This is a genomic window from Komagataeibacter europaeus LMG 18890, from assembly GCF_000285295.1.
GTDB lineage: Bacteria > Pseudomonadota > Alphaproteobacteria > Acetobacterales > Acetobacteraceae > Komagataeibacter > Komagataeibacter europaeus.
Window position 1 is genome coordinate 66,467 of sequence record NZ_CADP01000003.1, and the last position, 18,642, is coordinate 85,108.

Consider the following 18,642-nt stretch of genomic DNA (forward strand, 5'->3'; position numbering starts at 1 on the left):
ATTGCGGTTATGCGCAAGCCGCGTCACATACATCTCCCCAGCTTCCGCGTCCAGCGGGAGAAAGCCAAATGAAAGGCGGTGCACCTATGCAGCATCACGATTCGCCCGTTCTGTCGGCAGATTCCGTCGCCCCCGAGGAGATCGCCCATTTCAGCGATCTGGCCACCCGGTGGTGGGATCCGGCCGGCCCGATGCGCCCCCTGCACGCCATGAACGACCTGCGCACCGGCTGGGCCATGCGCCACCTGCCCGCGCCACAGGTGGATGATGGCGCGCGCCGCACGCTGCTGGACATTGGCTGTGGCGCGGGACTGGCCAGCGAAGCCTTCGCCCGCGCCGGATTCGACGTGACCGGGCTGGATGCGTCGCAGGCGGCGATTACGGCGGCCAGGCTGCACATGCGCCACCATCCCCTGCCCCGGTCCGCAGGCCCGCTGTCCTACCGGTGCGGCAGTGCGGAAGAACTGGTGGCCGAAGGCGCGCGCTTTGACGCGATTTCAGCGCTGGAGGTGATCGAGCACGTGACCGACCCGGACGCCTTCCTGCGCATGCTGGGCAGCATGCTGCGGCCTGGGGGGGCGATGGTGGTTTCGACCATGAATCGCACGTGGCGGTCCATGGCCATGGCCAAGATCGGGGCGGAATACGTCCTGCGCCTGCTGCCTGTGGGTACGCATGACTGGCGCAAGTTCATTACCCCGGCCGAAATGGGACAGTACGCGGCCCATGCGGGCCTGCGCATAACCGATATCGCGGGCATGGTGCCCGGCCTTGGCGGCTGGCGTGAAAGCCGCGACACGGCGGTAAATTATATCGTGGCGATGGTGCGCGACTAAGGGCAGGCCTGTCGCGCACCACGGCCCGGCGTCAGATCGTGTTCATGAACGCGAATGTCGTCGGGCTGCCCACGGGGGTGAAGTTCCATGTGAAGTCCAGCACGCCGGTCTGGGCATTGACCTTGAACGAGGTGACGGAATCACTGCGCTGGTTGGCGCAGAACAGGTATGTGCCGCTGGGATCGAACATCATCGCGCGGCCATAGTCGGCATGCATCCAGATTTCCTCGACCAGGTTCAGCGTGCCGTCATCATTCACATGGAAGCTGGCCAGCGAATCACCCAGCCGGTTCGACACGTACAGGTATTTGCCGTTGGGCGAGAGCAGGATGCCCGCCGCAAGCGTACTGCCCCGGAAATGCGGGGTGACGGTGCTGACGGTCTGCTGGGGCACGATTTCGCCGGTCTGGGGGTTGAAAGTGGCGGCAACCACTTTCGAATCCTGTTCACCCAGAATGTAGATCATCGTCCCCTTCTCGTTGAAGGAGAAGTGGCGCGGGGCTGATCCCGGCGTCATGGAAATGAACGGTGTCTTGGCGGGGACCAGCCGGCCTGTATGCAGGTCCAGCGTCCACACATACACCCGGTCCAGCCCGGCGTCGCAGGCCAGCACGTAATGGCCGGACGGGTCGGACGCCACCATGTGGACATGCGCGCTGGAATGATCACTTATGGCGAAATTGCCCGGCGGGTTGTCCGCCGCGCGGTCGGGCATGCGCGGGCCGGTGTCATGCACCACGTCGGTCGGGTCGCCCAGGCCGCCATCGGGGTGAATGGGCAGGACGCCGACCGTGCCGCCCATGTAATTGGCCACCAGCACGTATTTGCCCGATGCATGCACGCTGAGATGCGCGGGCACGGCCCCGCCAGAGCGCACGACGTTGAGCTTGGTCAGTTCGCCGCTGGAACGGTTGACGGAAAACGCCGTGACGCAGCCTTCGCCATTGGCGTTGAAGTCGTTGATTTCGCTCAGGGCATACAGGTGCTTGAAATCGGCGGACATGGCCATGAAGGATGGGCTTGCGATATCCACATAGGTCATGAGCGGCGAAAGGCTGCTGGTGTCGGGGTTCATTTCAAATACCGAAATGCCCTGCCCGTTGCCAGCGCCCCCTGGTGGTCCGTGCTGGGTATAGCCGCCAATATAGCAGATGGTGCGGGGCTTGGTGGCCGTCTGCGCCACGGCGCGGCGGGATATGGCGGGCACGCCTGCGGCAGCCAGTGCGGTGGTGAATGCACGGCGGGAGATATTGCAGCTCATGGAATAACGATCATCCCCATTGGTTGAGACTTGTTTTCTGGGGCCTTCAGGGCAGTTTGCACGCCGGGCCGATCGTGCCGGTATAGCGGCTCCACGTTTCGGTTTCACCAAATAAAGGCACGGCCACGAAACCGCGCAGCTTCAGGTCCCCCGACTGGGAGACCCACAGCTTGGCATGATAGACATGACCCGTATCGGGATCGGTCACGTGACCGTTCCAGTGTCCCGTCTCCTTCGGGTCGGGCGTGAACCCGTTCAGCATCGGCAGGTTGCATTCGGGTTCGCCCCGCTTGTCGCGCGGCATTTCGGTTGTATAGCGCACCCCGGCCAGTTTCCCGCAGATCTCGTTCCCGCAGTGTGAAATCTCGAACACGCCATCATGGTCCTTGGTCATCCACCGGCCGATGATGTCCGGCTCCGCTTCCGCGGCGCGGGCGGATGGCAGGCCGCCGGTCCCGACCGCCACCGCGCATAAGGCAGCCATGGCGGCCGTCGCCAGCCTGTGCCTGATGCGCCTGCCCGCCCGGTGCCCGGCGTGGCGCGTACCATTGTGGCTGTTGCTGTCGTGCATTTCCAATCGTTCCCCCACATGGCGCGTGACGCGGCGGTGTATGCGTGCCGCGCGCTTGCGTGTTCCCTCTAGCTGTCGGCCCGGCGGACCCACGGGATGGCGTGCACGTCCACCCCTTCTTCATCCAGTTCGGCCTGCTCCTGTGGCGTCATGCTGCCATAGATGCCGCGTGCCGCGCTCCTGCCCCGGTGCATGTCCAGGGCTTCCCTGGCAAAGCGGTCCCCCACGTCGTCGCAGTGTTCCTCCACCGTCTGGCGTATTTTCTGTAACAGAGCGATCATGGCGTCGGGCACTCCCCCAGACGCATGGCCGGGTGGCGTGGCCGCGGGTTGCGGTGCTGCGTCCCCGGCCTGCTGGGGGCCTGCGGTATGAACCGCTGGCGCCATCAGCGCACGGGTGACATCCGCCGACCCGCATTGCGGACAGGACAGCAGGCCGCGCTTGGCCTGCTGTTCGAACGCGGTGCTGCCGGGAAACCATCCTTCAAATTCATGGCCTGCGCTACAGCGTAGCTGGTACCGGATCATGCCCTCTCCGTCCGTGTGCCGTGTCAGCCCTTGCCCAGAAGGGTATCGAGTTTGCCCGCCCGTTCCAGCGCCATCAGGTCATCACAGCCGCCAATGGGCGTATTGTCGATGAATATCTGGGGCACGGTGGTGCGTCCGCCCGACCGGCGGATCGATTCCGCGCGTTCGGGCGTGCCATGCGGGGCATTGATTTCGTTGAAGGGCACGCCCTTGTGCGCCAGCAGGCGGACTGCGTGGATGCAATATGGGCAGCCCGGCTGGGTATAGATGTCAATAGACGGCATTGAACCTTCACTTGGTTTGTTATGTATCCACCGCCATGCTGGCGGAACGGGTCTGGATTTCCAGCTTATCCTATTGTTGTTCGTGCTGGCCACAGGCACGCGCGGCGGCGAGTACGTCAACCCGTGCGGCCCCCGCCCGCAACAGGCTGCTGGCGCAGGCCGCAAGTGTGGCGCCCGTGGTCATGACATCATCCACCACAATGACATGCCGGCCCGCAATGTCACCCAGCCGGTGGCCGCGCACGCCGATCACCCCCTGCATGATGGCCTGCCTGCGTGTCCTGCCCTGTCCCTTCAGCGCGGGCGTGGCCCGCAGGCGTTCAAGCCCATCAGGCAGGACGCTGGCCCCGGTCTGCCGTCCGTGCCAGTGCGCATGCCAGCAGTGCCGCCTGGTTGTACCGCCGGGTAAACAGGCGCACCCGATGCAGGGGAACCGGTATGAAAATGCTGTCCTTTTCCACCAGTCCCCGGGCTGCTGCCGCCATGTAACGCGCCAGCAGCGTCGCGTTTTCCGTCCGGTCCGCATATTTCAGCGGCAGGATCAATTGACGCGGCAGGTCGTCATACACCATCGCCGCCCGCCCCTCGCGCCATGGTGGTGGATTTTCGGCGCATGCGGTGCAGGTCAGCGTGGCCCCGCCAGCCGCGCGGGAGGGAAATGGCAGGGCGCAGCGATGGCAGTAGGGTGACGTGATCAGGTGCAACTGGCTGACGCATGTCGCGCATAACAGGCCCGCCTGCATGACATCGGCCCCGCAGGCCAGGCAGTGTGGCGGAAACAGCGTATCCAGCATGCGGGTGCCGGCCCGTCGCCACCAGGGGTGTGCATGATGGTTCATGCGTTCACGTGATCGTGGGCTTGGCAGCGGCGGGGCAAGGCGGCACATCGGGGATATGAGCATGGATGTGCCGCAGATATTCGACCGCCACGCCGTGCGCCTGCACCGCGACCGTGCGGCCGCCACGGTGGGCCATGTCCGCCCGGTGCTGGCGGAAGCGGCGGACCGCCTGCTGGACCGGCTGGATGATGTCACCCGTCCCTTTTACGCAGGCCTGGATATCGGCGGGCGTGGTGTCGTGGCGCAGGCGCTGCGTGCCCGTGGCATCGCAACCGTGACGACCGACCTGTCGCCATCCATGTGCGCGGCGGATGCGGGACCGGCAGTGTGCATGGATGCGGAATGGCTGCCCTTCGCGCCCCACAGCTTCGACCTTGTGGTGGCCTGCCTGTCGCTGCACTGGGTCAATGACCTGCCGGGCGTGCTGGCGCAGGTACGCCGCATACTGGCCCCCGACGGGCTGTTTCTGGCCTGCATGCCGGTGTTGCCCACGCTGGGTGGCCTGCGCCATGCGTTGATGGAGGCTGAAACGATGCTGCGTGGCGGGGTTTCGCCACGCATTTCCCCCTTTCCGGGGTTGCGGGACTGCGCGGGCCTGCTGCAGCGCGCGGGATTTGCGCTGCCGGTGGCGGATGCGGATGTGATCCACCTGTCCTATCGCACGCCCATGGGCCTGCTGACCGATCTGCGTAACGCCGGGGAGACAAATGCCCTGCGCGCGCGGGCGCGGGGACTGACCCATCCGGCACTGATCGCTGATGCGCTGGGGCGCCTGCCCGTGGGCGCGGACGGCAGTATGGAACAGGACCTGCATGTAGCGATGATGACAGGCTGGTCCCCTGCCCCAACCCAGCCGCAACCCCTGCGACCGGGACAGTTCAGCGTAAGTCTGGAGGATGCGCTGCGCGGGACGCCGTAACATGCATGCGCCCTTCAGCCGCCGGTGACGCTCATATGGCGGGTGACCCGGGCGGGGTCATCGGCATTGCGGCCGATCAGGAAGTCATGCCCGCGTGGCTTGCGCAGGATGGCGGCGCGGACATGGTCCATCATCTGCACATCGTCCGCCCCGGCACGCAATGGCGCGCGCAGGTCGGTCGAGCCTTCATGCCCGAGGCAGGTATAAAGCCGCCCGGTACACGACAGCCGGACCCGGTTGCAGCTTTCGCAGAAATTATGGGTCATGGGGGTTATGAAACCGATCCTGCGCCCGGTTTCGGCAATGCGAGCATAACGCGCGGGACCGCCAGTGCGATAGGTCAGCGGTTCCAGCGTCCAGCGCTGCTGCAGGTCGCGGCGTACATCCGACAGGGGCAGGTAGTGGTCGGTCCGGTCCTCGCCGGTTTCCCCCATGGGCATGGTCTCGATCAGGCACAGATCCGCGCCAATTTCGCCGCACCATGCGATCAGGGTATCGAATTCATCCGCGTTCACGCCCGCCATGGCCACGGTGTTGATGCGTATGTCCAGTCCCGCCTGCCGCGCGGCACGGATGCCGTCCAGCGTGCGGGCAAGGTTGCCGCGCCGGGTAATGCGCCTGAAGCGGTCAGGATCGAGTGAATCAAGGCTGACATTGACCCGCCGCACGCCACAGGCGCGCAGGCCATCGGCAAATTCCGCAAGCCGGCTGGCATTGGTGGTCAGGGTCAGTTCATCCAGTCCGGCCTGCTGGTCCGGGCGATTCAGCCACCCGCCCATTTCCCGGAAGAAATCCATGACATCGCGCCGTACCAGCGGCTCCCCCCCCGTCACGCGCAGCCTGCGCACGCCGTGGCGGATGAAGGAGGCGCACAGCCGGCCCAGTTCATCCAGCGACAGGATTTCCGCCTTGGGCAGGAAAGTCATGTCTTCGGACATGCAGTAGATGCAGCGCATGTCGCACCGGTCCGTCACTGATACGCGCAGGTAGGTCAGCAGGCGGCCATAGGAGTCCGGCAATGGGGCAGTCAGCGGGGCGATGTTCATGCGGGCGATCCCTTACGACAGCACGGTCAGCTGCACGACCGTGGCATCGACCAGCACCTTGCCCGCATGGGGGAACATGACCGTAACCCGGTGCCCGATGGCGGATTGTACCTGCCCTTCGCCCCATTCCTGGTGATCGGGGTGGCTTACGAGTTGCCCCGGCACAAGAAATGAACGGAAGGGAGGAGTGGCCATTATATCGCGCGGTTCCTGCATGGGGATCATGACCGGCATATCGGACCGGTGCGGGTCTTATTAAACCCCATGGCCCGGCATTCAACAAAAAAACCGCCTGCGCCCGCATATGTCTATCCCGTCCATGCACCGTTTCGGGCAACATGAGAACGTTTCTGGTGAAGCTTTTTTATCAATGGGGCGTGGCGGGATCCGCATGGTCGGGCAGCGTCACGCCAGATTGCGCCAGTTGCGCAGACAGGGCCGCTTTCAGCCGGTCCAGCGCCGCCTGTGTCGCGCCCTCTGCCCGGGCGACAAGGACCGCCTGCGTATTGGAAGCCCGCAGCAGCCACCAGCCATCCGGTGTACTGACACGCACGCCATCGATATCACAGACATCGGCCCCAGCCTGCGCCAGCCGGGTGGCGACTTCCGTAATCACGTCAAATTTGCGCGTATCGGGACAGGCGAAGCGCAGTTCCGGGGTGGAAACGGTAGCAGGCAGCGCGCGCCGCGCATCCGACAGGGAACCGTCGAGGCGGGAGATCACATCCAGCAGGCGGAGTGCTGCATAAAGCGCGTCGTCAAAACCATACCACCTGTCGGCAAAGAACAGGTGTCCCGACATCTCGCCCGCCAGCAGCGCGCCGGTTTCGGCCATGCGCTCCTTCATCTGCGAATGGCCGGATTTCCACATGAGCGCCCGTCCACCCGCGCGGTCGATTTCATCAAACACCACCTGGCTGGTCTTGATGTCGGCAATGATGGTTGCCCCCGGCCGGGCGCGCAGCATATCACGGGCAAGGATGAGCAGAAGCTGGTCCGCCCACACGATCGCGCCCGTGTCATCCACCACGCCAAGGCGGTCCGCATCGCCATCAAAGGCAATGCCCAGGTCGGCCCCGTCCTGGCGGACGGCCGTTATCAGCTGTTGCAGGTTCGCAGGTATGGTGGGATCGGGATGATGGGCGGGAAACCGGCCGTCAATCGCGGCATTCAGCACGCGGTGGCGTCCCGGCAGGCGTTTGACCAGAAGCGACAGGACATCACCCGCGGCCCCGTTGCCGCAATCCCACACGACATTCAGCGCGCGGGCATCATGATCATGGTCCCGGAGCAGCCGGTCGATATACGCGGCCCTGATATCCACCATCCGCGTGGTGCCGGATGCCTGCGCCACGACATTGCCCGTGGCGGCCATCTGCCCCAGCATCGCGATCTGCGCACCAAAGAAAGGCCTGTTGGCCAGCACGATCTTGAATCCGTTCTGGTCCGGCGGGTTATGGCTGCCCGTGACCATGACCGCCCCGTCCGCATTCAGATCGGCGGAGGCGAAATACAGCATGGGCGTCGGTCCGCAGCCGATGCGCACCACGTCCATGCCGGACGCCATGCCCCCCTCCACCAGCGCACGCTCGAGGGCGGGAGACGAAAGGCGTCCGTCATATCCGACGACGACAGTCCTGCCGCCATCACCGGCCACGACGCTTGCGAACGTGCGGCCGATGGCATAGGCGTCTTCAGGCCCCAGTGTCTTGCCGACCGTCCCGCGGATATCATATTCCCGCAGGCTGGTCGGATCAAAACGGTGCCGGAAGATCACTTGTACTTCGTCAGGAATTCACGCACGCCGGGAGCCAGTTCCTCACGCTCCAGCGCAAAGGCGATCTGGGCTTCCAGGAAACCGATCTTGCTGCCGCAGTCGAAGCGCTTGCCTTCGTAGCGATAGCCGTGGAACGGCACATGGCCGATGGTCTTGGCCATGGCGTCGGTCAGCTGCACTTCGCCGCCTGCGCCCTTTTCCAGCTTGGCCAGGTGCTTCAGCACGTCGGCGGTCAGCACGTAGCGACCGATCACGGACAGGGTGGACGGTGCGTCCTTCGGGTCGGGCTTTTCAACCAGGCCCTTGACCTCGACGGTCTTGCCGTCGTCCTTGCCGACATCAAGGATGCCATAGCTGCCGGTCTGCTCACGCGGAACTTCGGTCACGGCCAGTACGTTGCCGCCGGTCTTGTTGTAGACTTCAACCAGCTGGCCGATGCATGACTTCTTGCTCTGCACCACGTCATCGGGCAGCAGGATGGCGAACGGGTCGTTGCCAATGAACTCACGCGCGCACCAGATGGCGTGGCCAAGGCCCAGCGGTTCCTGCTGGCGGACGGACAGCATGGTGCCCGGGATGACGCGGGTTGCTTCCAGGGCCTTCAGTGCCGATGTCTTCTTGCGGGCCTTCAGCGTGTCTTCGAGTTCGTAGGAAATATCGAAATAATCGATCAGGGAATCCTTGCCCCGGCTGGAAACGAGGCAGAATTCCTCGATCCCGGCTTCGCGTGCCTCGTCAATCGCATACTGGATCAGCGGACGGTCAACGACGGTCAGCATTTCCTTGGGCACGCACTTGGTGGCGGGCAGAAAGCGTGTTCCAAGGCCGGCAACCGGCAATACGGCTTTTTTAAGGGGCTTAATCACTAATATTTACCTCAAGATGCATGACAGGAACAGGCAAAACCGACCGGCCCACTGTTTACATGACGGAAACAGGCAAGCGGGCGTTGCCAGATGGCAATGATGTAGCGTGCTTTATCAGGACCAAACATGACTTAAATCACGATTCTGTCCTCACGGCAGTACACGCCACTGATACGACACGTTTTGTAACCACCCGTGGGGGTGTCCGGTTACCACGCTGTCCATATCTCCTGAGGCTGATAGCGGCTTTTTGTGCGGAAATATTATGACTTTTTTATGACATGACCCGCACTGTTCCGTGCCATCCATGCATGGCATGCATGGCATGCATGCATATGGAACATCCGTGCATCGGATCGCATTGCTCGCCCATGTCGAAACTGCATGGACATGGCGAGTGCCATTCTGCCCTGGCGGGGCAGGATTCGTTTTTCATCAATTTTCAGGAAAACTGGTGCGGCCAAGAAGACTCGAACTTCCACGGGGTTGCCCCCACAAGCACCTCAAGCTTGCGCGTCTACCATTCCGCCATGGCCGCAACGTGACAACGATGATCGACTGGGCGATACCGTCATGACGATGAAGGGGCGTATAACCGATGGAAGGCGCGCGGGCAATGACTGAAAACGAGTTTTTATGGCACAGGGCGCCAAATCTGGTTCCCTACCCTGCCGCGCTGGCGGAAATGGAGGCCCAGGCACGTGGAATTCGCGCAGGCACGCTGCCCGAACGGGTGTGGCTGCTGGAACATCCGCCCACCTATACCGCCGGGACGTCGGCACGGGATTCGGACCTGTTCAACCCGCGTGGCTATCCCACCTATCCCGCCGGGCGTGGCGGGCAGTGGACCTATCACGGGCCGGGGCAGCGGGTTGCCTATGCCATGCTGGACCTGGCCCGGCCCCACGGCATGGCGCCCGCGCGCGACCTGCGCGCCTATGTTCACACGCTGGAAGAATGGATCATTCGCACGCTGCGGCATTTTGGTGTCGAGGGGGAACGCCGCGCGGACCGCATTGGCGTATGGGTGGTCGATCCCGCCACGGGACGCGAGGAAAAGGTCGCGGCCATTGGCGTGCGCGTCTCACGCTGGGTCAGCTGGCACGGGATCGCGATCAACGTTGCCCCGGATCTCAGTGATTTTGGCGGGATCGTGCCGTGTGGAATCAGTGAATACGGCGTCACCAGCCTGAAGAAGCTGGGCAAGGATGTCAGCATGGACGAAATTGATGCAGCTCTCGCGGCCACATGGCCGGAATGCTTCGGCCCGATTCCCGGTGCGCGGGGGTAGGCCCACGCGCCGGGTACACGCCTAGTTGTCGGCCGACAGGGTAAACATTGCGTCAGGCCATTTCTGGCCACTGACGGTGGTGCCCGTCAGATCAAGGCGGATATGCTGGCGTTCCACGTCCGTCATCTCGATCACCAGCAGCGACAGCTTTCCCGCGATATCGGAAAAGCCCAGGGTCAGGATCCCCTGTGATTCGCTGTCCCGCCGCGCCAGCGAAACCTGCAGGCTGTTCTGGCCGTGCTGCACCGCCGTGACCGAAATCAGTCCCGACAGGTGCACGGGCTGGTCCAGCAGCAGGCCAAGCGGCTGGTGGCCCAGTGACATGCGGGTAACCGATTCGCGGCGGTGGTCCACAAACAGCAGGTGCCCGTTTTCCGCGACCAGCTTCATCGACCCCGGTGTTTCGTAATCCAGCCGCAGGCGACCCGGATCATAATGCATCACGCCCTGCCCCTTCCCGCCATCGGGCCATGTCTGCACGAAATTGGCCTGCAACCCGTCCGAGGTGTTGAGATAGGCCTCGACACGGGCGATGTCCGCCTGCTGGTCGGGCTGCTGCTGCACGGGAGTACCGGCGCAGGCGGCCAGCAGTGTCAGCAGGCCGCCCATCATCAGCCGCCGCGTGGCGAAGGGAAAGGCGGGCTTCATGCCGCGTCCATCCGCGCCTGCTCATCAGGCGTGCGCAGCACGAGCGACAGGGCATGCATGCCCCCCGCGAATTCCCCCGCCAGCAGGTCGTGCACCATGCGCGAACGCTGCACGCGGCCCACTCCCTCGAACGCGGGGCTGACAATCAGCACGTTATAGTGGCTTTCGCCGGCCTGTACGCCGTTGTCCCGTACATGGACATGGTGGGCGTGGCGGGCGCTGTCATCGTGTATGCGCAGTTCCACGGGGGCGAGATGTTCGCGTATGATGCGTTCGATCCGTCCGGCCCGGCCGGTTGCTTGCTGTTCCATTGGCGGCTCCATGATAGCGGGATCATTCATTGCACAGCTTCGCTCTTGCACGAAGCATGAACAGGCGCACATAACGACAATGATGAAGAGAAGGAACACCCGGCACCGCGCCTTTGACCCCGAACCCGATGCGCCGGACCGCTGCTGTGACATGCATGGCTGCGACCAGCCCGCGGGTTACCGCGCCCCGCGTTCGCGCGATGCGCTGAACAGCTATTTCTGGTTCTGCCTCCAGCACGTGCGCGAGTACAATGCGAACTGGGATTTCTATCGTGGCATGTCCCCCGGCCAGATCGAGGCGCATATCCGCGCCGACACGTCATGGAACCGGCCGTCATGGAAGCTGGGACAGGGCAATGCCGCCCATGCCTTCAGCGAGGAAGAGGTGCTTGACCCGCTGGACCTGCTGAAGGGGGCGGCAAAGGCCCGCGCGCGCAACCGTGCGCGACAGCGGCAGGCGGAGGACCGCCGGGCGGAGGCGCCACAGGCGCTGAAATACCCACTGGGTGTGCTCGATCTTGGCTGGCCGGTGTCGATGGAGGAACTCAAGGCCCGGTACAAGGACCTCGCCCGCCAGCATCATCCCGACGCCAATGGCGGCGACCGCAAGGCCGAAGAACGGTTCAAGGGCATCAACATCGCCTATGCCACCGTGCGCGCCCACCTGGTCACCACCGCCGGGCGCGACGGCATGGCCCGCAGCGCATGATGGCGCCGTGCCACATGCTTCCGGGCGTGGCGCCATATGCGGACTGAAACCCGGCACTGGTCGATCGTTACAGGTAGACCTATACTGACGGCCTGATATGCCGCCCTGTGCTGTCATGGCGGGCCAAAACACATGAAGCGACGGACGAGAAAAAACAGATGAACGAACCCGCAGACCTGATAACCGCCGCAGCGGACGCCAACGGTACGCCGCTTCCCGACATCTCGGCCGTGTCCGCTCCCGACCTGCAGGTTTCGGCGCGCGACGTGTTCGGTATCGACAGCGACATGAAGGTTCCCGCCTTCTCGGTCCGCACCGACCATGTGCCCGACATCGACCCGTCCTACAAATTCGATCACGACACCACGCTGGCCATCCTGGCGGGGTTTGCGTTCAACCGCCGTGTCATGGTCCAGGGCTATCATGGCACAGGCAAGTCATCACATATCGAACAGGTGGCGGCGCGGCTGAACTGGCCCAGCGTGCGCATCAACCTCGACAGCCACATCTCGCGCATCGACCTGATCGGCAAGGACGCGATCGTGCTGAAGGACGGCCAGCAGATCACCGAATTCCGCGAGGGCCTGCTGCCGTGGGGCCTGCAGCATCCGTGTGCGCTGGTGTTTGACGAATACGACGCAGGCCGCCCCGACGTGATGTTCGTGATCCAGCGCGTACTGGAAATCGAGGGACACCTGACGCTGCTGGACCAGAACCGGGTGATCCGCCCGCATCCCTTCTTCCGCCTGTTCGCCACCGCCAACACGGTCGGCCTGGGCGATACGACTGGCCTGTACCACGGCACGCAGCAGATCAACCAGGGCCAGATGGACCGCTGGAACATCGTGACCACGCTGAACTACCTGCCCCATGCGCAGGAAACGGCGATCGTTCTGGCCAAGATGGGCATTGATCCCAAAAAGGACGAGGCCGGGCGCAAGCGGGTGGAAAGCATGGTCGCATTGGCGGACCTGACACGTTCGGGCTTCATTGCGGGGGATATTTCCACCGTCATGTCACCGCGCACGGTCATAAGCTGGGCCGAGAACTTCCGTATCTTCAACGATCTTGCCTTTGCGTTCCGCGTTACCTTCCTCAACAAGTGTGACGAGGCGGAACGCCCGACGGTGGCGGAATATTACCAGCGCTGCTTCAACGCCAGTCCGCTGGCGCCCAGGGGCTGATGACAGGGCAGGCAAGGCATGCGTGAAAACCGGAAAAAACCCCCTTCCCCACAGGCCGAACAGGAAGCCCGTCAGGCCGAGGGATTCAAGCGCGCGACGGTTGGCGCCGTGCGTGCGCTGGGCGGTCAGGCACAGGCCGAGGTCTCGTTCCTCAATGGCCCGGTGCCGTCGGGGGTTTCGGTTACCGGCACCCATGTCCGCCTGCCCCACCCGTCGCGGCGGATGACGGATGCGGACGTGACCCGCATGCGTGGGGCGGCCGATGCCGCCGCCCTGCGCCTGCGCCATCATGACGTGGCGCTGCATGACAGCGCCAGCCCACCGCCGGGTGAAGCGCGCGAAGTCTATGATGTGCTGGAACAGGCGCGTGTCGAAAGCCTTGGCGCGCGGCATATGGAAGGGGTTGCGGCCAACCTTGACGCCCGCCTGGCGCAGGAATGCGCCGATATGGGGCTGGACCGCCTGCCCAGCCATACGAAACTGCCAACCCCGATTGCCCTTGGGCTGCTGGCGCGCGCGCGCATGTCGGGCCGTCCCGTGCCCGCGTCCATGCGCGGCCTTATGAAGGCATGGTCCGACAGCCTGCCGCCCGCCGCCCTGCGCGCGCTGGATGAGATGGTGACGCGTCAGGACAGCCAGCGTGATTTCGCACAGGCCGCGCGCAGGCTGCTTATGGCCTGTGACCTGATGCAGCAGGAAACCACGCCGGACGAAGTGGCCGATGACGGCACATCCGAAGCGGAGGCGGCAAGCAGCGAAAACGAGGAACAGACCGACGACACCACGCCCGAGCCCCAGGACGAAGGGCCGGAGGAAGATGACAATTCCCTGCCCATGCAGATGTCACAGGGCACGGGCGCGGGTGATGAAGACCCTGATGATGGCGAACAGGGCGGATCGGCCAGCGGGTCCGAAGAGGCCGGTGGCCCCGGTGAGAACGAGGCGGAGGAAGAAGAAGCCACCCCCACCTATCACCCCTTTACCACCGTGTATGACGAGGAAATAGCCGCCGAGGACCTGTGTGACGCGGAGGAACTGTTCCGCCTGCGCCAGACGCTGGACCAGCAGCTTGTCAGCATGCAGGGTGTGGTGTCCAAGCTGGCCAACCGCCTGCAGCGCAAGCTCATGGCGCAGCAGACCCGTGCATGGGAATTCGATCTTGAGGAAGGGATGCTCGATGCGGGCCGCCTGTCACGCATCGTGGTCAATCCCATGCTGTCCCTGTCGTACAAGCGCGAACGCGATACCGATTTCCGCGATACGGTCGTTACCCTCCTGATCGACAATTCCGGGTCCATGCGCGGGCGGCCGATTTCGGTGGCGGCCATGTGTGGTGACATCCTGGCCCGCACGCTGGAACGCTGCGCGGTCAAGGTGGAAGTGCTGGGCTTCACCACCCGTGCGTGGAAAGGTGGTCGCAGCCGGGAACTGTGGATACAGGAAGGCAAGCCCGAAAACCCCGGTCGGCTGAATGACCTGCGCCATATCATCTACAAGGCCGCGGACATGCCGTGGCGGCGCGCGCGGCGCAACCTTGGCCTGATGCTGCGTGAGGGGCTGCTGAAGGAAAACATCGATGGGGAGGCCCTGCTCTGGGCGCAGCGGCGTCTGGCCGCGCGGCCTGAAGGCAGGCGCATCCTGATGGTGATTTCCGATGGCGCGCCGGTGGATGACAGCACGCTGTCCGCCAATCCGGGGTCATATCTGGAAAACCACCTGCGCGAAGTCATCGCCCATATCGAGACGCGCACCAGCACCGAACTGCTGGCCATCGGCATTGGCCATGACGTGACACGGTATTACCGCCGTGCCGTGACCATTACCGACCCGGAGGAACTGGGTGGCACGATGATGAAGAAACTGTCCGAACTGTTTGAAGAAGAAGCCACGCGCGGCCGCAGGCGTGGCGGTTAGGCCCCTGCCCCGTTCCGGTTGTGGGACGGGGCTTTTCTGTTAAGGGCGTTCTTGGTGCGGCTTTGTTCAGAAAGCTTCAGGGAATGCCGCCTTTTTGAAAAAAAGGCGGCACCCCAAAACGCTTGATTTTTTATCAACGGCGTTTTAGCCCGCCGTCAGCCTGCGGTCCGCCAGTTCCAGCAGCGCATCCAGCATGCGGTCCACATCCGCATTGGTGGTGCGGTGGTTGACGATGGCCGCGCGTATGGCCTTGTGCCCGTTGATGACGGTGGTCGAGGGCGCTGCGATCCCGCTTTCATGCAGGTCCTTCACCACTTCCCCGTTGAAATGATCAAGATCGGCCACCGGGGCGATGATGCGGAAGCACACGATGTTGAGTGTAACCGGGGCCAGCAGTTCCAGGCGTGGATTGGCCTCGACCCGGTCTGCAAGATGCCGGGCAATGGTGCAGCAGTTGGCAACCATGGCGCCCATGCCATCCGCGCCATAGGTGCCCAGTGTCATCCACACCTTCAGCGCGCGGAAACCACGCGACAGGTCGGGGCCAAGGTCGCAGTACCATGGCGCGTTGGTGGCAAGGCCACGGTCCTCACGCGCAAGATAGGCGCGTGACTGAGCGAAGGCCGCGGCCTGTGCGCCGGGACGACGGACCAGGATGCAGCCCGCGTCGTACTGCACCTGTGCCCATTTGTGGAAGTCGAAGGCCACGCTATCGGCGCGTTCCAGCCCCCGCAGGCCGGGCCGCAGCGCGTCCGACAGCATGGCCAGCGCGCCAAATGCGCCATCAACGTGAAACCAGATGTTTTCCCGCGCCGCGATATCCGCCAGCGTGTTCAGGCCGTCAATCGCCCCGGTATCCACCGTGCCCGCCGTGCCGATCACCATGAACGGTTCCAGCCCCGCCGCGCGGTCCTGGGCAATGGCGCGTTCCAGTTCAGGCAGGATCATGCGGTTGTCCGCCCCCACCGGAATCACGCGCAGGGCGTCGGTGCCCAGTCCCGTCAGGTCGAACGCCCGTGAAATGCAGCCATGGGCGGTAGCGGCGGCATAGCCTACCAGCCTGCGCGTGCCCACGCCCTTTGCGCGCATGTCCAGCCCGTCGGGCACTGCGCGACTGGCGGTGATGACGGCGATCATGTTCGCCATGGATGACCCGGTGACCAGCAGCCCGGTGGTGGTATCGGGAAAACCGCACATCTCGGCGGCCCAGCGGATGATTTCGCGTTCGACCTCGATCGGGGCATGGTCCCTGCCGCCGCAATTTGCGTTCAGCCCACCCACCAGCAGTTCCGACAGCATGCCGACTGCCGTGCCGCCACCATGCACCCAGCCCATGAAGCCGGGATGCACATTGCCGGTGGAATAGGGTTCGACCAGTTCGCGGAAGCGGGCGTACAGTTCCTCTGGCGGGGTGGGACCATGCGGCAGGCCGGTCCGCAGCCGCGCGCGCAATGCGTCGGGCATGGGCTGCCAGACCGGGCGGTCGCGCAGGGTGGACAGGCGGTCGATCATGTCATCCACCATCTGGTGGCCAAGGGCACGCAGCCCATCCCAGTTGTCCGGATCCAGTCCTGTCATCTCTCTCCACCATGTCATGCGGTTGCAGGCCCGTCTGGCCCGTCTGGCGTGCCCTACATACCGGGCCGTGCGGCCATGCGCGAGGGGGGAATGACCCGATCAGTCCCCATCCCCGCGTGCGCCCATGCGCCGGGCCAGTGTTGCGCATACGAAAAGCTGGACCTGATGGTAGATCATCAGCGGTAGGACAATCAGCCCGACATCGTCAGGTGAAAACAGCACGCTGGCAATCGGCACTCCTGACGCCAGTGATTTCTTGGACCCGCAGAACACGATGGCGATCCGGTCGCTACGGGGAAAGCGGCCCAGTTGTCCCACCAGCAGGGTCAGCGCCAGCACGATCGCCAGCAGTCCTGCATCCACCACCCCCACGCGCCCCAGTTGCAGTGGTGGCAGGCGATGCCACAGCCCCTGTGTCACGGCTTCGCTGAAGGCGGTATAAACCACGACGAGGATCGATCCCCGGTCGGAAAAGGACAGCAGTTTCCTGTGCCGGTGCGCCCATTCCCCGATCCATGGCTGGGCCACTTGCCCCGCAATGAAGGGCACCAGCAACTGCAGCACGATGGGCATGATCCCCCCGCCACCGCTGCCGGCATGCCGCCCGAATACGATGCCGACCAGAAGCGGGGTCAGGAAAATGCCCAGTATGTTCGACAGCGTGGCCGAACAGATGGCGGCGGCCACGTTCCCACGCGCGATGGAGGTGAACGCGATGGACGACTGCACCGTTGACGGCAGGCAGCACAGGAACAGCACGCCCGTCCACATGGACGCATCCAGCATGCCCGGCAGGGCCGCATGCAGCGCCATGCCCAGCAGGGGAAACATGACGAATGTGCATGACAGGATGGCAAGATGGATTCGCCACCCCAGCATCCCCTCCATCACCGCGCGGCGCGACAGGCGCGCCCTGCAGGAAGAACATGTTCGCGATCATGATTATGGCGAGGATATTGAAGACCTTGACCCCCACCCCCTGACAGGGCAGCACGCTTGTCAGCGCCACGGTGACCAGCAGGCAGGCAAGGAAGGAATCAATCCGGCGCAGCATGGGCGAATGAGTACAAATGTTTCATCATGGCGGTGGGATATCATACCCGATTGCATCAGGCGCATAATCACGCCAACTTGTTCCGCAAATGAAGAAATTACTCATTACCACCGCCCTGGCGGCCCTGTCCTGCATCGGGTCGGCCCGGGCTTCGGCCCTGCCCGGCACATGCGGTCATGTGCAGGTGGCCAGCAGCCAGCCCCGTGGCGACAGCGCCCTTGCCGGGCATGGCTATGACCTGGTGCTGGCGGGGGGCGCGGACCAGACATTCCATGCCACCGACATTTCGGCCAGCGGCACCGGGCTTGGCCCGCAGGCGCTGCGGGATATGGAAGACGTGGCCTCCCTCGTCATGCTGGCGACGCTGACCGGTCACCATTCGCAGGGGTGCGCGCAGGATTATTTCGTCTCCGCTGCCACCCCCATCATGGATGGGCTGCGCGCGGGGCGTAGCTATGACCTGACATGGCAGGGCGGCCTGCTGACCAACGGGCCGACAAAACTGTCCTTCCGTCGTGCGCACCTGCATCTGGCCGGTGCCAGAAGTGACAGCGCCCCGGCTACGCTGACACTGGAAACACAGGGTATTGGCATAACTGGCACGCACAATACGCTGCTGGCCAATGCATTGCCGCAGCAGGCCACGGCCGACGCGTCGGTCCCCAGTGATTCGCTGGTACCGCTGGCTGCTGCCATTGCCGGTCATCCGCCAGAAAACGTACGCGTACCCCTGCATGTCTCGTCGCTGAACGCACAGCGCGGGACCATGCAGATCACGGGGAATGGCGACGCCAACCTGACCGGCAATACCGATGCGTCATCCGCCACCGGCCACATACAGGTGCAAAATCTTGACGCCGTGATCGAAACCCTGCGCAACGCGGGGCAGACGCGGGCAAGTGCTGCGCTGATCCTGGCCAAGCTGTTCGGTCACAAGGCGGCAGCCGGTGGCACGTCGTGGGATGTCAGCTGGGAAGGTGGCGTGATGACCGTCAACCACATTCCCCTGCCCATCCGTTAACCTGCC

Annotated in this window: 20 protein-coding genes, 1 tRNA gene and 1 pseudogene; 7 read left to right on the plus strand and 15 right to left on the minus strand. The window is 64.0% G+C overall.

The window, feature by feature from the left end; genetic code table 11:
- Positions 1-86 precede the first annotated feature (86 nt).
- Positions 87-836 carry a bifunctional 2-polyprenyl-6-hydroxyphenol methylase/3-demethylubiquinol 3-O-methyltransferase UbiG gene (ubiG, locus tag GEU01_RS02900; protein WP_019084874.1) on the plus strand — a complete coding sequence of 250 codons (750 nt, stop codon included), beginning with the start codon at positions 87-89 and terminating at the stop codon, positions 834-836.
- A gap of 31 nt (positions 837-867) precedes the next feature.
- Here ubiG and GEU01_RS02905 read toward each other — a convergent pair whose 3' ends face one another.
- The 6 genes from GEU01_RS02905 to GEU01_RS22240 all read right to left on the minus strand — a co-directional run bounded on the left by GEU01_RS02905 (position 868) and on the right by GEU01_RS22240 (position 4,318).
- Positions 868-2,097: a lactonase family protein gene (locus GEU01_RS02905; protein ID WP_019084875.1), complete on the minus strand. Its 1,230-nt coding sequence runs from the start codon at positions 2,095-2,097 to the stop codon at positions 868-870.
- 46 nt (positions 2,098-2,143) lie between these two features.
- Positions 2,144-2,668, minus strand: a complete 525-nt coding sequence (locus GEU01_RS02910; protein WP_019084876.1) for a DUF2147 domain-containing protein — start codon at positions 2,666-2,668, stop codon at positions 2,144-2,146.
- Positions 2,669-2,736: 68 nt separating this feature from the next.
- Positions 2,737-3,195 carry a DUF1178 family protein gene (locus tag GEU01_RS02915; protein WP_019084877.1) on the minus strand — a complete coding sequence of 153 codons (459 nt, stop codon included), beginning with the start codon at positions 3,193-3,195 and terminating at the stop codon, positions 2,737-2,739.
- A 23-nt stretch (positions 3,196-3,218) separates the two neighbouring features.
- On the minus strand, positions 3,219-3,479 hold the full coding sequence (grxC, locus tag GEU01_RS02920) for a glutaredoxin 3 (RefSeq protein ID WP_010507879.1): 261 nt from the start codon (positions 3,477-3,479) through the stop codon (positions 3,219-3,221).
- Positions 3,480-3,549: 70 nt separating this feature from the next.
- Positions 3,550-3,741 (minus strand): ComF family protein, encoded by a 192-nt coding sequence (locus GEU01_RS27490; protein ID WP_373321359.1) that lies wholly within the window; start codon positions 3,739-3,741, stop codon positions 3,550-3,552.
- Between the two features lie 67 nt (positions 3,742-3,808).
- Positions 3,809-4,318: a double zinc ribbon domain-containing protein gene (locus GEU01_RS22240; protein WP_373321360.1), complete on the minus strand. Its 510-nt coding sequence runs from the start codon at positions 4,316-4,318 to the stop codon at positions 3,809-3,811.
- On the opposite strand from GEU01_RS22240, the gene GEU01_RS02930 reads away from it, so the two are divergent.
- Entirely contained in the window at positions 4,317-5,237 is a 921-nt protein-coding gene (locus GEU01_RS02930; RefSeq protein ID WP_019084878.1) for a methyltransferase domain-containing protein, read from the plus strand. The two genes, GEU01_RS22240 and GEU01_RS02930, sit on opposite strands and share 2 nt — an antisense overlap.
- Positions 5,238-5,251: 14 nt before the next feature.
- Here the strand turns inward: GEU01_RS02930 and moaA are convergent, their stop codons facing one another.
- From moaA to GEU01_RS02955, 5 genes are all read right to left on the minus strand, one after another.
- Positions 5,252-6,283 carry a GTP 3',8-cyclase MoaA gene (moaA, locus tag GEU01_RS02935; protein ID WP_019084879.1) on the minus strand — a complete coding sequence of 344 codons (1,032 nt, stop codon included), beginning with the start codon at positions 6,281-6,283 and terminating at the stop codon, positions 5,252-5,254.
- A 12-nt stretch (positions 6,284-6,295) separates the two neighbouring features.
- Entirely contained in the window at positions 6,296-6,517 is a 222-nt protein-coding gene (locus GEU01_RS02940) for a DUF3553 domain-containing protein (protein WP_019084880.1), read from the minus strand.
- Positions 6,518-6,650: 133 nt separating this feature from the next.
- The gene (gene pgmG / locus GEU01_RS02945) at positions 6,651-8,060 is read right to left on the minus strand and encodes a phosphoglucomutase/phosphomannomutase PgmG (protein WP_019084881.1); all 1,410 of its coding nucleotides are present in this window, start codon (positions 8,058-8,060) and stop codon (positions 6,651-6,653) included.
- Positions 8,057-8,926 carry a UTP--glucose-1-phosphate uridylyltransferase GalU gene (galU, locus tag GEU01_RS02950; protein ID WP_019084882.1) on the minus strand — a complete coding sequence of 290 codons (870 nt, stop codon included), beginning with the start codon at positions 8,924-8,926 and terminating at the stop codon, positions 8,057-8,059. Before galU ends, pgmG begins: the two co-directional genes overlap by 4 nt.
- A 452-nt stretch (positions 8,927-9,378) precedes the next feature.
- Positions 9,379-9,464: transfer RNA gene (locus tag GEU01_RS02955), tRNA-Leu, on the minus strand.
- A gap of 60 nt (positions 9,465-9,524) precedes the next feature.
- Between GEU01_RS02955 and lipB the strand changes: the two genes are divergently transcribed.
- Positions 9,525-10,217: a lipoyl(octanoyl) transferase LipB gene (gene lipB, locus GEU01_RS02960; protein WP_010507887.1), complete on the plus strand. Its 693-nt coding sequence runs from the start codon at positions 9,525-9,527 to the stop codon at positions 10,215-10,217.
- Between the two features lie 21 nt (positions 10,218-10,238).
- Here lipB and GEU01_RS02965 read toward each other — a convergent pair whose 3' ends face one another.
- Both GEU01_RS02965 and GEU01_RS02970 read right to left on the minus strand, forming a co-directional pair.
- Positions 10,239-10,865, minus strand: coding sequence for a LolA family protein (locus GEU01_RS02965; RefSeq protein ID WP_019084883.1), 627 nt, complete (start codon positions 10,863-10,865; stop codon positions 10,239-10,241).
- Positions 10,862-11,176: a BolA family protein gene (locus GEU01_RS02970; RefSeq protein ID WP_010507889.1), complete on the minus strand. Its 315-nt coding sequence runs from the start codon at positions 11,174-11,176 to the stop codon at positions 10,862-10,864. Before GEU01_RS02970 ends, GEU01_RS02965 begins: the two co-directional genes overlap by 4 nt.
- A gap of 79 nt (positions 11,177-11,255) precedes the next feature.
- Between GEU01_RS02970 and GEU01_RS02975 the strand changes: the two genes are divergently transcribed.
- The 3 genes from GEU01_RS02975 (at position 11,256) to GEU01_RS02985 (ending at position 14,983) form a co-directional block, all read left to right on the plus strand.
- The gene (locus GEU01_RS02975; RefSeq protein WP_019084884.1) at positions 11,256-11,885 is read left to right on the plus strand and encodes a J domain-containing protein; all 630 of its coding nucleotides are present in this window, start codon (positions 11,256-11,258) and stop codon (positions 11,883-11,885) included.
- Positions 11,886-12,043: 158 nt separating this feature from the next.
- Entirely contained in the window at positions 12,044-13,069 is a 1,026-nt protein-coding gene (gene cobS, locus GEU01_RS02980; RefSeq protein WP_026018458.1) for a cobaltochelatase subunit CobS, read from the plus strand.
- An 18-nt stretch (positions 13,070-13,087) separates the two neighbouring features.
- Positions 13,088-14,983 carry a cobaltochelatase CobT-related protein gene (locus tag GEU01_RS02985; protein WP_019084885.1) on the plus strand — a complete coding sequence of 632 codons (1,896 nt, stop codon included), beginning with the start codon at positions 13,088-13,090 and terminating at the stop codon, positions 14,981-14,983.
- A gap of 144 nt (positions 14,984-15,127) precedes the next feature.
- Here GEU01_RS02985 and GEU01_RS02990 read toward each other — a convergent pair whose 3' ends face one another.
- Both GEU01_RS02990 and GEU01_RS02995 read right to left on the minus strand, forming a co-directional pair.
- A complete protein-coding gene (locus GEU01_RS02990) occupies positions 15,128-16,561 on the minus strand; it encodes a pyridoxal phosphate-dependent decarboxylase family protein (RefSeq protein ID WP_019084886.1) in 1,434 nt (477 codons plus the stop codon).
- Between the two features lie 99 nt (positions 16,562-16,660).
- A pseudogene (locus tag GEU01_RS02995) lies at positions 16,661-17,615 on the minus strand (bile acid:sodium symporter family protein).
- Between the two features lie 88 nt (positions 17,616-17,703).
- Here GEU01_RS02995 and GEU01_RS03000 point away from each other — a divergent pair.
- A complete protein-coding gene (locus tag GEU01_RS03000; RefSeq protein ID WP_019084888.1) occupies positions 17,704-18,636 on the plus strand; it encodes a hypothetical protein in 933 nt (310 codons plus the stop codon).
- The last annotated feature ends 6 nt before the right edge of the window (positions 18,637-18,642 follow it).